This window comes from Lachnoclostridium sp. An76 (assembly GCF_002161355.1).
Lineage (GTDB): Bacteria > Bacillota > Clostridia > Lachnospirales > Lachnospiraceae > Mediterraneibacter > Mediterraneibacter caccavium.
Genome location: NZ_NFHL01000006.1, coordinates 68,273 through 81,887 on the forward strand (window position 1 = coordinate 68,273; position 13,615 = coordinate 81,887).

Annotated in this window: 13 protein-coding genes and 1 tRNA gene; 11 read left to right on the plus strand and 3 right to left on the minus strand. The window is 50.4% G+C overall.

From position 1 onward, the window contains the following. Nucleotides 1-42 precede the first annotated feature (42 nt). Nucleotides 43-909, plus strand: a complete 867-nt coding sequence (locus B5G27_RS11345) for a DegV family protein (protein WP_087178986.1) — start codon at nt 43-45, stop codon at nt 907-909. Between the two features lie 181 nt (nt 910-1,090). Here the strand turns inward: B5G27_RS11345 and B5G27_RS11350 are convergent, their stop codons facing one another. After that, nucleotides 1,091-1,441 carry a hypothetical protein gene (locus B5G27_RS11350; protein ID WP_143449710.1) on the minus strand — a complete coding sequence of 117 codons (351 nt, stop codon included), beginning with the start codon at nt 1,439-1,441 and terminating at the stop codon, nt 1,091-1,093. A gap of 431 nt (nt 1,442-1,872) precedes the next feature. Further along, nucleotides 1,873-3,201: a sodium-dependent transporter gene (locus B5G27_RS11355; RefSeq protein WP_087178988.1), complete on the minus strand. Its 1,329-nt coding sequence runs from the start codon at nt 3,199-3,201 to the stop codon at nt 1,873-1,875. A gap of 442 nt (nt 3,202-3,643) precedes the next feature. Here B5G27_RS11355 and infC point away from each other — a divergent pair, with 442 nt between their 5' ends. The 6 genes from infC to B5G27_RS11385 all read left to right on the plus strand — a co-directional run bounded on the left by infC (nt 3,644) and on the right by B5G27_RS11385 (nt 8,057). Then, nucleotides 3,644-4,138: a translation initiation factor IF-3 gene (gene infC, locus B5G27_RS11360; protein ID WP_087178989.1), complete on the plus strand. Its 495-nt coding sequence runs from the start codon at nt 3,644-3,646 to the stop codon at nt 4,136-4,138. A 59-nt stretch (nt 4,139-4,197) separates the two neighbouring features. Beyond that, nucleotides 4,198-4,395: a 50S ribosomal protein L35 gene (gene rpmI, locus B5G27_RS11365; protein WP_004846382.1), complete on the plus strand. Its 198-nt coding sequence runs from the start codon at nt 4,198-4,200 to the stop codon at nt 4,393-4,395. Between the two features lie 92 nt (nt 4,396-4,487). Then, nucleotides 4,488-4,844 carry a 50S ribosomal protein L20 gene (rplT, locus tag B5G27_RS11370; RefSeq protein WP_087178990.1) on the plus strand — a complete coding sequence of 119 codons (357 nt, stop codon included), beginning with the start codon at nt 4,488-4,490 and terminating at the stop codon, nt 4,842-4,844. A 74-nt stretch (nt 4,845-4,918) separates the two neighbouring features. Then, nucleotides 4,919-5,938: a DUF2804 domain-containing protein gene (locus tag B5G27_RS11375; RefSeq protein ID WP_087178991.1), complete on the plus strand. Its 1,020-nt coding sequence runs from the start codon at nt 4,919-4,921 to the stop codon at nt 5,936-5,938. A 430-nt stretch (nt 5,939-6,368) separates the two neighbouring features. Beyond that, entirely contained in the window at nt 6,369-7,754 is a 1,386-nt protein-coding gene (locus tag B5G27_RS11380; protein ID WP_087178992.1) for a TrpB-like pyridoxal phosphate-dependent enzyme, read from the plus strand. 219 nt (nt 7,755-7,973) lie between these two features. Continuing rightward, nucleotides 7,974-8,057, plus strand: a tRNA-Leu gene (locus B5G27_RS11385). Between the two features lie 36 nt (nt 8,058-8,093). Here B5G27_RS11385 and B5G27_RS11390 read toward each other — a convergent pair. Continuing rightward, nucleotides 8,094-8,324: a helix-turn-helix transcriptional regulator gene (locus B5G27_RS11390; protein WP_087178993.1), complete on the minus strand. Its 231-nt coding sequence runs from the start codon at nt 8,322-8,324 to the stop codon at nt 8,094-8,096. 276 nt (nt 8,325-8,600) lie between these two features. Here B5G27_RS11390 and B5G27_RS11395 point away from each other — a divergent pair, with 276 nt between their 5' ends. From B5G27_RS11395 to dnaG, 4 genes are all read left to right on the plus strand, one after another. Continuing rightward, on the plus strand, nt 8,601-8,939 hold the full coding sequence (locus B5G27_RS11395) for a helix-turn-helix domain-containing protein (RefSeq protein ID WP_087178994.1): 339 nt from the start codon (nt 8,601-8,603) through the stop codon (nt 8,937-8,939). A gap of 144 nt (nt 8,940-9,083) precedes the next feature. Then, the gene (gene pap / locus B5G27_RS11400) at nt 9,084-10,640 is read left to right on the plus strand and encodes a polyphosphate:AMP phosphotransferase (protein WP_087178995.1); all 1,557 of its coding nucleotides are present in this window, start codon (nt 9,084-9,086) and stop codon (nt 10,638-10,640) included. Between the two features lie 63 nt (nt 10,641-10,703). Then, complete coding sequence (locus B5G27_RS11405; RefSeq protein WP_087178996.1) at nt 10,704-11,705, plus strand: deoxyguanosinetriphosphate triphosphohydrolase; 1,002 nt, start codon at nt 10,704-10,706, stop codon at nt 11,703-11,705. Nucleotides 11,706-11,789: 84 nt separating this feature from the next. Then, entirely contained in the window at nt 11,790-13,565 is a 1,776-nt protein-coding gene (gene dnaG / locus B5G27_RS11410) for a DNA primase (RefSeq protein WP_087178997.1), read from the plus strand. Nucleotides 13,566-13,615 lie beyond the last annotated feature (50 nt).

The following is a 13,615-nucleotide window of genomic DNA, read 5'->3' on the forward strand; positions in this document are numbered from 1 at the left end:
AATCTGACACCGCCGCGGCAGGCGGCAGAAACGGAGAAGAAGATGACGAAGCCATCAAAAACAGCGATCGTTACAGACAGTAACAGCGGGATCACGCAGGACAGAGGCAGAGAACTGGGGATTTACGTGCTGCCCATGCCGTTCTTTATTGACGGGGAATTGTTTCTGGAAGATATCACACTGACGCAGGAGCAGTTCTATGAGAAGCTGGGGGCGGATTCGGACATTTCCACGTCACAGCCTTCACCCGGCAGTGTGATGGAGCTCTGGGAAAAGGTGCTCAAAGAGTACGATGAGATCGTCTGCATCCCCATGTCCAGCGGACTTTCCAGTACGTGCTTTACAGCAATGTCCATCGCGGCAGAATATAAAGGAAGAGTCCAGGTCGTGGACAACCAGCGGATCTCAGTTACCCAGGAGCAGTCCGTATATGACGCGATGAAACTCAGGGACCAGGGAATGTCCGCGGCACAGATCAAGGAGATCTTGGAGCGTGAAAAACTCCAGGCGAGTATCTATATCACGGTCGATACGCTGAAATATCTGAAAAAAGGCGGGAGGATCACACCGGCGGCAGCAGCGATAGGCACAGTGCTCAACTTAAAGCCCGTACTCCAGATCCAGGGAGAGAAGCTGGACGCCTTCGCCAAAGTAAGAGGCTGGAAAGCCGCGAAAAAGACCATGCTGAATGCCATTGAGAATGATCTGAACGAACGCTTCGCGGACGTGAAAGACGACATGATCCTGGGAATGGCATACACGTGCACAAAAGAGGAAGCACAGGAGTGGAAGCAGGAGATCATGGATCGCTTCCCGGGATATGAGATCCTGGAAGGACCGCTGTCGCTGAGCGTGGCGTGCCATATCGGACCAGGGGCAATGGCAGTGACGTGTATGAAGCGGGTGTAAATCTGCATTTGTGGGGGAGCCTTCCTTGTGAATATGACGTCCGAAAACCGTCGGTTTGATGCAGGACGTTTTCGCGGCGGACGGGGATATGGCTCAGGTTCCGGTTCCGTAATCTGGGAAAGACGTAAAAGGGAGAAAGCATGGCTAAAAGCAATTGTCCGGCGGAAGATTCGGCTCCGCCTCAGGCATCCGCCGGACAATTAACGCCACGCTTCCTCCCTTTAAGTCTTTCCGGCAGATTACTCCAAGTCACCGTCGCCATATCCCCGCCCGCCGCGAAAGGTGCATCAAAGGGGCCGGTTTTCTGCGCGCATCCGATCGGCAGGTCCCCGCAGTCAAATGCAGGATTTCGAAAGTTGGATGAAAGGGGAGCTTCTGTGGCGAAACAGAAATTTAAACTAAGTGGCAGTTCAGTCTGGACTTCCGGGAGAGGGTTAGCCGTTCGATTTGGCGCAGCGAGCTGCGCCTCTCTGGTCATAGAATTCTGCCGGTTGGGGGGGATTTTATCTTTTGGCGGATAGTTTTTCCCCATTGTATGTTTCTGCCGGATGGGGAGGGGGGGCTTTTTGTCGAAGAAGTTCCCCTCTCTCACTACGTTTTTAAATGCTGTATTTGTCGGGGACCTTCCGTCTTGAGCAAAACCAGAAAACAGCGAAGCGCCTTTTTCGAAAACCTTTCAGCACGGGTGTGTGGGTGACTGAGGTGACTGCGGAGGGGCTTGAAAAAACTTGAAATCCGGAACTATGCGTTGAAAGCAGCAGGGGGCTTGTCTGAGCCAAAGGCGAGTTGCTCCCTGCTGCTTTCTGCCTTTAGCATAGTCCCGGATTTCTTAGTTTTTGCTGCCACGGAGCCCCGGAGCCGAAGCCACCCACACACCCGTGCTGAATACGTCTTCTATAACCGCGCTTCACTGTTTTCGGACGTTTAGCCAACAGGAAGGCTCCCCCACAAATACAGATTTCATCAACCGATGCCCCCGAAAAATATCCCAAGTATATACACGAGCACTGCCACTCCGCAGAACACGTATTTTGTCATCGGCTCAAACCACTTCCCGAGAGTGCGGTTCCTGCCGAGCTGTACAGCGTTGCGGGCGAATGTGCTGCCGCATACCCAGAATATTGTGATTCCGGCAAGGAGTGCGCCGAGGGGGATCACATAGATGGAGATACTGTCCATCCAGGGACTTAAGAGTCTGCCTTCTACGAAGATGCCTGCGGCTGCAGTCACAGCGCCGACTGCGGCGATGGCGGCTTTTCTTGACCAGCCGAGCCGTTTCTGGAGCGCTTCCACAGGGCTTTCCAGAAGGTTGATCAGAGAGGTCACCCCGGCGAAGAATACAGCGAGGAAGAACAGGATGGCAAATACCTGTCCGAAAGGGATGCTCCGGATCACGGCGGGGATGGTGATGAAAAGCAGCCCGGGGCCGGAGTTCGGTTCCGCGCCGTAGGCGAAAACGGCGGGGATAATGACCAGACCAGCCAGGATCGCTGCCAGTGTGTCAAAGATTGCCACATATTTTGCACTGCTTACTACGTCAACATCAGATTTCAGGTAGCTTCCATATACAACAGTCCCGTTTCCGGCGATGGAAAGGGAGAAAAATGCCTGCCCCATAGCGTATACCCATGTTTTCGGATCAGCCATAGCGGTCCAGTCCGGCTTAAAGAGATAAGAATAGCCGGCAGCTGAACCGTCGAGGAAAGCGACCCGCACTGCGAGAAAGAGAAACAGGACAAAAAATGCAGGCATCATGACTTTGTTCATGTTTTCGATACCCCGGGAGATGCCGAAAGACATAAAGATCAGTACAAGGACCAGTCCGAGCAGATGCCACGGGATGCTCCCGAATTCCCGGGAAAGATCTGCGAACACTGCTGCGGGGTCTTCCGTATTTATGATGCTGCCGGTGATGGAGTCTGCGAGAAATTTCAGGATCCATCCGATGATCACACTGTAACCGATGGCAATCCCGAGAGATCCGATCACTGGGATCAGTCCGATGAAAGAACCAAGACGGGGATGCTTTTTCATTTCAAATGCTTTTTTGAAAGCGCCGAGAGGGCCGGACTGCATGGCGCGCCCGAAAGCCATTTCCCCGATGACGCCGGAAAAGCCGATCAGGATGACAAAGATGATATATGGGATAAGAAAAGCGGCGCCGCCGAATTCCCCTGCCCGGTATGGGAAGAGCCAGATATTAGCCATTCCCACGGAACTTCCGATACAGGAAATGATAAAGCCCCATTTGCTGTTAAATTTATCTTCTGATATTCTGCCTTTGGATTTCATGAAACATTTGCTTCCTTTCCTTATAATAGGCGCCGCCGGCTGCAAAGGCAGCGGAACGGGCCCGAAAACAGTCTTATTATAGCATGCCCCGGATGGCTGTGGAATAAGAAGAGTGGCAGAAATTCCGAAATGATTCAGAAAAGCCACTGAAATAGAGGCTCTGAAATAGACCAGAAAATATCGGGAAAATGTTGACAGGGAAGAGGAAATGTGGTAAATTAATCTCTGCGTGAAGCAAAAAACAAAGTAGAGTATCCACTCTCACCATAGCACGATCGGGTGACTATTGGTCTGATATTGATGTATCGGTTCTCCTGTCCGTTTAGGAGGGCGCGGTTTTATTGATTGTCGGGTGGATATGATATTCACTCGTTTTTTTGTGTTTCGCATAAGAAACCTGAAGGAATTCATTTGACGGAGGTATACGACAATTAGCGATTTAATGATTAACGAGCAGATCAGGGACAGGGAGATCCGTCTGATCGGTTCGGATGGGGAACAGTTAGGTATCATGTCAGCCCGCGAGGCTATGAAAATCGCTCAGGAGGCAGAGCTTGATCTGGTGAAGATCGCGCCCACGGCTAAACCGCCGGTCTGCAAGATCATCGATTACGGCAAGTATAAGTATGAGCAGACGAGAAAGGAAAAAGAGGCGAGAAAGAAACAGAAAACGGTCGAGATCAAAGAAGTGCGTCTTTCTCCGAACATCGACACCAATGACCTGAATACAAAGACAAACAATGCGAGGAAGTTTCTCTCTAAGGGAAACAAGGTGAAGGTGACGCTCCGTTTCCGCGGAAGAGAGATGGCTCATGTACAGCAGAGCAGGCATATCCTTGATGATTTCGCAGAATCTCTTGCGGACATCGCGGTGGTTGAGAAACCGGCGAAGATGGAAGGAAGAGCAATGAGCATGGTTTTAACTGAGAAACGTTAAAATAATATATGTCCGGGATGAAGATCCGGTAAGGCAGCACAATAAAGGAGGAAATTATCATGCCAAAGATCAAAACAAATAGAGCGGCAGCAAAGCGCTTCAAAAAAACAGGTACAGGAAAACTGAAAAGAAATAAAGCCTACAAGAGCCATATCTTAACAAAGAAGTCTACGAAGAGAAAAAGAAATCTCAGACAGTCAACGATCACTGACGCAACAAATGTAAAGAACATGAAGAAGGTATTACCGTATCTGTAAGATTCCCGCCCGGCTTTACAGCTTTACGGCTGACGCAGGCCGGATTGACGATGGAAACAGCAGGTATCGTATTTTGATAGGAGGATTAAGAAATGGCAAGGATCAAAGGCGGAATGAACGCTAAGAAGAAACATAACAGAACATTAAAACTGGCAAAGGGATACAGAGGAGCGCGCTCCAAACAGTACAGAGTGGCAAAACAGTCTGTCATGAGAGCTCTCACATCTGCTTACGCGGGAAGAAAGCAGCGCAAGCGTCAGATGAGACAGCTCTGGATCGCTCGTATCAACGCGGCGGCAAGGATGAACGGACTGTCATACAGCAAGTTTATGCACGGCCTGAAGCTGGCAAACGTTGACATGAACAGAAAGATGCTGGCTGAGCTCGCAGTGAATGACAGAGAAGCATTCGCAACACTTGCAGCACTTGCAAAAGAGAAGGTTGCGTAGTAAAATAGAAACAGAAGCCCGGTCCCGGTTGGGATTCGGGCTTTTTCTATTCGCTGACATGGGGAGTGATGGCTATGAGAAATCATGAAGTAACGGAATTTCAGCCTCTTTTGGATGCTGAGGGGCGGATCAGGGAGCCCGGCTGGGCGAGGAAGCCGGTCTGGAAGTATGACCGCAGCATGATCAAAGCCGCGAAATTCCGCATCAAAGAATGGGATTACTATCTTGTTATGAATGAGGACTACGCAGCGGCGTTTACACTGTCTGACGACGGGTATATCGGGCTTCAGTCGGTCTCTCTTCTGAATTTTAAAGAGAAGTGGGAGCATACGGAGACGATCCTGAAGCCGTTTCCCATGGGTAAGATGAAGATGCCCGCGTCGTCATCAGAGGGAAATGTCGTTTACCATGACAAGCGCCTGCGGCTGGAATTCAGGGCGGAGAGAGGCAAACGGATGATCTCCTGTGATTTTAAGGATTTTTACCAGGGAAAGCCGTTCTTCTGTGAGATCGCCCTGGAACAGCCCAGGATGGACAGCATTGTCATGGCGACGCCGTGGCAGGGCAGGAAAGCGTTTTATTATAATCAGAAGATCAATTGTATGCCCGCGGAGGGGTATATGTCATTCGGAGATGTGACTTACTGGTTCAGCCCAAAGACGGATTACGGCACACTTGACTGGGGACGGGGCGTATGGACTTACGACAACACATGGTACTGGGGATCCGGGAACGGGACAGTGGGCGGAAAGCCGTTCGGGTTCAATATCGGATACGGGTTTGGCGACACTTCGGCGGCCACGGAGAATATTCTCTTTTATGACGGAAAAGGCCACAAACTGGATGATGTGACATTCCATATACCGGAAGGGGATTATATGAAACCGTGGACCTTCTCGTCCAGCGACGGGCGCTTTGAGATGGAATTCGAACCGGTTTTAGACCGGTCGGCAAGCCTGTCGGCATTTCTCATATCATCCGACCAGCATCAGGTTTTCGGGCGGATGAGCGGCAGGGCGGTCCTGGATGACGGGAGGTTTATAGAGCTGAAAGATTTTATGTGTTTTGCGGAAAAAGTGCATAACAGATATTGATGAAAAAGGAGTCCGGAGTTCAGGACGAGTGATTTCAGATGCACGATTTCGGGGGTTGACATCTATGCTGTACCGTGGTAAAGTTTTTTTAAACCGTTGAGGAAGAGTAAGTAACTTCAGGATACTGCTTTACAGAGAGCCGCGGCTGGTGGGAAGCGGCATGCAAGTGGTGAGGCGAATGGGCTTCTGAGGGCGAGCTGAACGTGCGGCGCAAAAGTGCAGTGCAAGTAGGTGAGACGGAGACCATACTCCGTTAGGAAAAGGAGCATATGTCAGTATGCATGAGAGGATGTTTTTACATCAAGCCGGGTGGCACCGCAGGAGTTTGCATTATCAGCTCTTGTCCCTGCAATGTATGATTTGTATGGGATGAGGGCTTTTTCATTTGATCAGACAGGCTTGAATCCCGGAATGAGAAAGGAGAAGAAAAATGAGTGAGAAAAAGATTCCTTACAAAATCTATCTTGAAGAGAGCGAGATGCCGAAGACATGGTATAATGTCCGCGCGGATATGAAAAATAAGCCGGCGCCGCTCCTGAATCCGGCGACACACGAGCCTATGACAGCCGAAGAGCTTGGGGCTGTGTTCTGCGATGAGCTTGTAAAACAGGAGCTGGACAATGACAACCGGTATATCGAGATCCCGGAGAAGATCAGGGATTTCTATAAAATGTACCGTCCGTCGCCGCTTGTCCGCGCGTACTGCCTTGAGGAGAAGCTTCAGACTCCGGCAAAGATCTACTATAAGTTTGAAGGAAACAATACGAGCGGAAGCCATAAGCTGAATTCTGCGATCGCGCAGGCATTTTACGCAAAAGATCAGGGCCTGAAAGGCGTGACCACAGAGACAGGGGCAGGACAGTGGGGAACCGCGCTGTCGATGGCGTGCTCTTACCTTGACCTGGACTGCAAAGTGTATATGGTGAAATGTTCTTATGAGCAGAAACCGTTCCGCCGTGAAGTGATGCGCACCTACGGCGCAAGCGTGACACCGTCCCCGTCGGAGACGACTGAGGTGGGCAGGAAGATCCTGGCTGAGCATCCGGGGACAACAGGAAGTCTCGGGTGCGCGATCTCGGAGGCAGTTGAGGTGGCGACCCACACAGAAGGATACAGATATGTGCTCGGAAGTGTGTTGAATCAGGTGCTCCTGCATCAGTCAGTCATCGGTGTAGAGACAAAGATCGCAATGGATAAATACGGGATCAAACCGGATATCATCATCGGATGTGCCGGCGGAGGCTCAAACCTGGGCGGCCTGATCTCACCGTTCATGGGCGAGCAGCTCCGCGGAGAGGCAGATTATCAGTTCATCGCTGTAGAGCCGGCATCCTGCCCGAGCCTGACAAGAGGCGTGTACGCTTATGATTTCTGCGATACCGGAATGGTATGCCCGCTGGCGAAGATGTATACCCTGGGAAGCGGCTTCATCCCGTCTGCAAACCATGCGGGAGGTCTCCGCTACCATGGCATGAGCTCCGTCCTGTCACAGCTTTATCATGACGGATATATGGAAGCCCGTGCGGTCGAGCAGACATCTGTATTTGAGGCGGCAGAAAAGTTTGCGCGCGTGGAGGGTATCCTTCCGGCTCCGGAGAGCAGCCATGCGATCAAAGTAGCGATCGATGAGGCGATGAAGTGCAAGGAGACAGGAGAAGAGAAGACGATCCTCTTCGGCCTTACAGGCACCGGATATTTTGATATGTATGCATATGAGAAGTTCCATAATGGAGAGATGACAGACTACATCCCGACAGATGAAGATCTGAAAGCAGGATTCGATGGGATCCCGAGATTCCCGGGGAATATGGAATAAATGTGAAAAAAGTGTGAATGGGGTCAGACCCCTTTGAGGAGAATTTTCTGATAATTTTCCCCAAAGGGGTCTGACCCCATTTGCCAGAATCGTCTAAAATTTTTTCGAATTTTCGAACTTCTTTTTTTTGAAAAATAATTGTTGACTTTTTAACGATGAGATAGTATTATATCACTTGTGGTCAGCACCGAGCGGTAAAGACCACAGCCAATATGGAATGCGGAAGTGTCGGAACTGGCAGACGAGCAAGACTAAGGATCTTGTGACATTCGTGTCGTGTGGGTTCAAGTCCCATCTTCCGCATTGAACGAAAAGCCTTGTATTCAGGGCTTTTTTCTTTTATTCTTTTTCATCCGGTATGATCAGTTCAGACCGCCCGGTCAGCTCGTCCAGCGACACTCCGAAATAGTCTGCGATCTCGATGAGCGCAAGGACATCGGGCAGTGTGACTCCGCGCTCGTAAGCGGATAATGTCTGTCTTCCGATATTGAGCTTTGAGGCGAGCACCGCCTGCTTTATTTCCTGCTGTTTCCGCAGTCTTTTGATATTTTCACCGATCACATTTTTCATATGGCGCTTCCCGCCTGTCCGACACCAAGTCTATTTTACCATGCAATCTTCATGGATATTGCAGATATCCCTATTGTGAGTACCAGGATATGTAAAAATATAGTGCAGCAGTGGTCCTGCAGCCCCAAAAGAGCCGGTCGGCCATCCGGCAGCCTGCTTTGGTGCAGAAAATGATATCCTAAATATGAGTGCTACAATATATTGCATTTGGATAGCACACCTGTTTGTTTAAGATACAATAAATATAATGTAAAATACTAAAGGGTGTGAGGTACTTTGGATAACCGCGTGAGGGAGCTGCGGTGCGAGAAAGGACTCAGACAGGAAGATCTTGCAGGGGCGATCAATGTTTCCCAGCAGACGATCAGCCGGATAGAAAACGGAATGAATTCGATCCCGGCGGATATCCTTATCCATCTGTCTAAATACTTTCGGGTATCAGCGGATTACATATTAAAACTGAGCGACGCTAGAGTGACGCAGGAATGCCGGGTCGAAGTGGAGCGGAAGATTGAAAAAGGCAAAGAATTTTTTCTCGCTTTTGAAAAACTGAGCAGGACCAACCAGGAACTGATCGGCTGTCTGATGAGACAGCTTGGAGAACAACAGAAATGAAATGGTGGATGAACAGAATAAAGGTTGAAAAAAGAAAGGATCTTTCGGGGATTTTTTCTTTTTTTTATGCATTTTATGGTATAATTACAATAATTCAGACGGATAAGTCAATAATATCAGAATAAGAGAGACGGAGGAAAAGTTATGTTAGAAAAAGTTGATCTCACAAAAAAATTGTCAAAGGAAGAGTATAAGGAAAAAATGCCTCAGCTGGAGGCTGAGATTGGACGTCTCCAGCGAGAGTGCAAAGCGCTGGGGATCCCGATCATGATCGTTTTTGAAGGATTCGGCGCATCGGGAAAAGGGCTCCAGATCGGACGCCTGATCCAGAGCATGGATCCCAGGGGATTTGAGGTGCATCCGATCAAAAATGAGACGGAAGAGGAAAGGATGCATCCGTTCATGTGGCGTTTCTGGACAAAGACGCCTGCCAGAGGCAGGATCGCGATCTATGACGGGAGCTGGTACCGCAGAGTCCTTATCGACCGATTTGAAAAACGGACGAAAAACAAGGATCTGGCCGCTGCATTCCACTCCATCAACTCTTTCGAAGAACAGCTGGCCGAGGACGGGAACCTGATCATCAAGCTTCTGCTGGATATTGACAAAAAAGAACAGAAAAAACGTTTCGACAAACTGGAAAAGAATAAAGAGACCGCATGGCGGGTGACGCAGGGGGATAAAGAGCGGAATGTCCATTATGATGAATACGCCGCAATGATGGAAGATATGCTTTTTAAGACAGATACAGATTACGCGCCGTGGACGATTATTGAATCTATGGACAAACGGTTTGCTACGCTTAAGATTTATACGACTGTGATCAAGGCAATGGCGGATCAGATCGAAAAAGTACAGAAGGAAAAAGCGGAGAAGGCGGCGAAGAAACTGGCGGAAGCAGAAGGGACAGAAGGCGGGAAAACAGATATCGTGGCTGAGATCGCGAAGAAAGCGGACGAAGAGATGAAGGATCTCCAGGTGTCGATCCTGTCAAAGACGGATCTGTCGCTTCACTATACGCGGGAAGAGTATAAAGAAAAGCTTGATAAACTCCAGAAAAAGATGGAAAAACTCCACGGGGAGCTGTACCGCAGGAGGATCCCTGTAGTGCTCGGCTTTGAAGGCTGGGATGCAGGCGGAAAAGGCGGAGCGATCAAGCGGCTCACAGAGCGGATGGATGCCCGCGGTTATGTGGTGAATCCGACGGCATCGCCCAATGACATCGAAAAAGCACATCATTACCTGTGGAGATTCTGGAGGGCAATGCCAAAAGACGGACATGTGGCAATCTTTGACCGTACATGGTACGGGCGTGTCATGGTGGAGAGGATCGAAGGCTTCTGTACGACAGAAGAATGGAAGCGCGCATATAAAGAGATCAATGACATGGAGAAGGATCTGTATGACGCGGGCGCGATCGTGATCAAATTCTGGATGCATATCGATAAGGACGAGCAGGAACGGCGCTTCAGGGAGCGACAGGAAAATCCGGAGAAACACTGGAAGATCACGGATGAGGACTGGAGAAACAGAGAAAAATGGGATCAGTATGAGGACGCGGTCAACGAAATGCTGATGCGCACGTCCACGGATTACGCGCCGTGGGTCGTTGTGGAAGGGAATGATAAGTACTATGCCAGAGTCAAAGTGCTCCGCACGGTCGTGGAGGCTATTGAGGCAAGGCTGAAAGAGGAAGAATAACATTATCAGAGTAAGGCGGCACGGCGTCCGCCGGGTATACCTGCAAAAGGGGAGGAGAAAATGATGACGATCAGAGAACAGCTTGAAGAACGTGAACTCGGATACTTAAGCCCGTATGCCACATTGAGCAGAGCATCAAAAGGCAGGATGCGTGATGAGCCCCAGTGCGATATCCGCCCGGTCTTCCAGAGAGACCGGGACCGGATCCTGCACTGCAAAGCATTCCGCAGGCTGAAACAGAAGACCCAGGTCTTTCTTCTCCCAAAAGGCGACCACTACCGGACACGGCTCACCCATACACTGGAAGTGTCCCAGAACGCGCGGACCATTGCAAAGGCGCTGCGCCTAAATGAGGATCTGGCGGAAGCGATCGCGCTGGGGCATGACCTGGGGCACACGCCGTTCGGTCATGCCGGGGAGCGCGCGCTGAACACGGTTTATCATTTCTCCCATCACAGACAGAGCCTGCGGGTCGTGGACTGTATTGAAAAAGAGGGCAGAGGGCTGAACCTGACCTGGGAAGTCAGGGACGGCATCCTGAACCATCAGACTGCCGGACATCCCCATACTCTGGAAGGCTGGGTAGTCCGCCTTTCAGACAAGCTTGCCTACATCTACCATGATATGGATGATGCGATCAGGGGCGGGATCCTCACGGAGGATGACATACCGGCGGATATCAGGGCAGTGCTGGGAAATTCCTGCAAGGAAAGGCTGAACCGGCTGATCCATGATGTGGTGACGAACAGCATGGACCGTCCGGAGATCAGGATGTCGCCTGATGTGGAAAAAGCGATGGCAGATCTCCGGGCGTTTATGTTTGAGCATGTCTACCTCAACCCGAAAGCAAAGGGAGAGGAAGACAAGGCGGTGCATATGATCGAACAGCTCTTTGACTATTATATGAGACATCCCAGCGCCCTGCCACAGCAGTTTAAAAATGCGCTGGAAAATTCAGATACGTGCAGAGAGCAGATCGTCTGTGATTACATAGCAGGGATGACGGACCCTTATGCGGTGAAGAAATTCCAGGATCTGTTTGTCCCGGAAGCGTGGAAAGTATGAGGCGGTGAAAAATTTAAAAAAATAAAGGAAAGAAAAAACTTTTGTCGAATATATATTATAGGGTATTCTTTATGGAGGGAAAGCATGTACTATCCAGATGAGCTGATCGAAGAGATAAGGACAAGAAATGATATAGTAGATGTGATATCCGGCTATGTCCGGCTGCAGAAAAAAGGCAGCTCTTATTTTGGGCTGTGCCCTTTCCACAATGAGAAATCGCCTTCTTTTTCCGTGAGCAGGCAGAAGCAGATGTACTACTGTTTCGGCTGCGGGGCGGGAGGCAATGTATATACCTTCCTTATGGAATATGAGAACTTTTCTTTTGTGGAGGCGGTGAAATACCTGGCGGACAGGGCGGGTATCGAGCTCCCGGAGGCAGAATACTCAAAAGAGGCAAAAGCAAAGGCAGACCTGAAGACATCGATCCTGGAGGTGAACAAGACCGCCGCGAAATATTTTTATGCCCAGCTCAAATCCGAGAGAGGGACCCAGGCGTATACATATCTGAAGGACAGGGGGCTGTCCGATGAGACGATCACAGCGTTCGGCCTGGGATATTCCAATAAATACAGCGATGACCTGTACAAGTACCTCAGAGGGAAGGGGTACAGCGAGGAACTGATCCGACAGGCGGGGCTGGTAAATACAGATGAGAAGCATGGAGTGTATGACAAGTTCTGGAACCGGGTCATCTTCCCGATCATGGATGTGAACAGCCGGGTCATCGGCTTCGGCGGGCGGGTTATGGGTGATGCAAAGCCCAAATATCTGAACTCCCCGGAGACTCCGGTCTTTGACAAGAGCCGGAACCTGTACGGGCTGAACCGGGCCAGGACATCGAGAAAGCCCTATTTCCTTCTCTGCGAAGGATATATGGATGTGATCTCCCTGCATCAGGCGGGATTTACAAATGCAGTGGCATCGCTTGGGACAGCGCTCACATCGGGACATGCCTCTCTGATCAAACGGTATGTCCATGAAGTGTACCTGACTTATGACAGTGATGACGCAGGAACGCGCGCTGCACTCCGCGCGGTGCCGATCCTCAGGGAAGCGGGGATTTCTGCGAAGGTGGTGCGGATGGATCCTTATAAAGACCCGGATGAATTCATCAAGAACCTGGGAGCGGAGGAATATGAAAAGCGGATCCAGAATGCACGGAACGGCTTTATGTTCAGCCTTGAGATGCTGGAAAGGGAATTTGACATGGCATCTCCGGAAGGAAAGACGGATTTCTTCCGGGAGACGGCAAGGCGATTGCTGAGTTTTGAGGATGAACTCGAGCGGAATAATTACATAGAGGCTGTATCCTCCGCCTATAAAGTCAGCAGGGAGAGCCTGGAAAAGCTGGTTGCAAAGACTGCGGTCAGCGCAGGGATGGCAAAGCCGGTCAGCCGGCCGAAGCGGGCGGATGGCGCTGAAAAACCAAAGGAGGACGGCATCCTGACATCTCAGAAAGCGCTCCTTACCTGGATGATCGAAAGCGAAAAGCTGTACAGGACGATCAGCAGCCTGATCAGCCCGGACGATTTTACCGAAGGCATATACCGCACAGTGGCGGAGCTTTTGTATGAACAGCATGAAAACGGCGGCCTGAACCCGGCGAAGATACTGGACCATTTCACGGCGGAAGAGGAACACAGGGAGGCTGCGTCCCTCTTTCACACGAAGATACGCCAGCTGAATTCAAAAGAAGAAGAGGAACAGGCGCTCAAAGAGATCATACTGAGAGTCAAAGCCCACGGCATCGACGCGAAATCATCAGAGCTGGATCCCACAGATATGGCGGGATTACAGCGACTGATGGAAGAGAAGCGGAAGCTGGAGGACCTCAGGGCACTGCATATTTCTATTGATTAAGGATAAAATAAAACAAGATAGCCCGCGCTCCCGCGCCGGCGAAGGAAGGA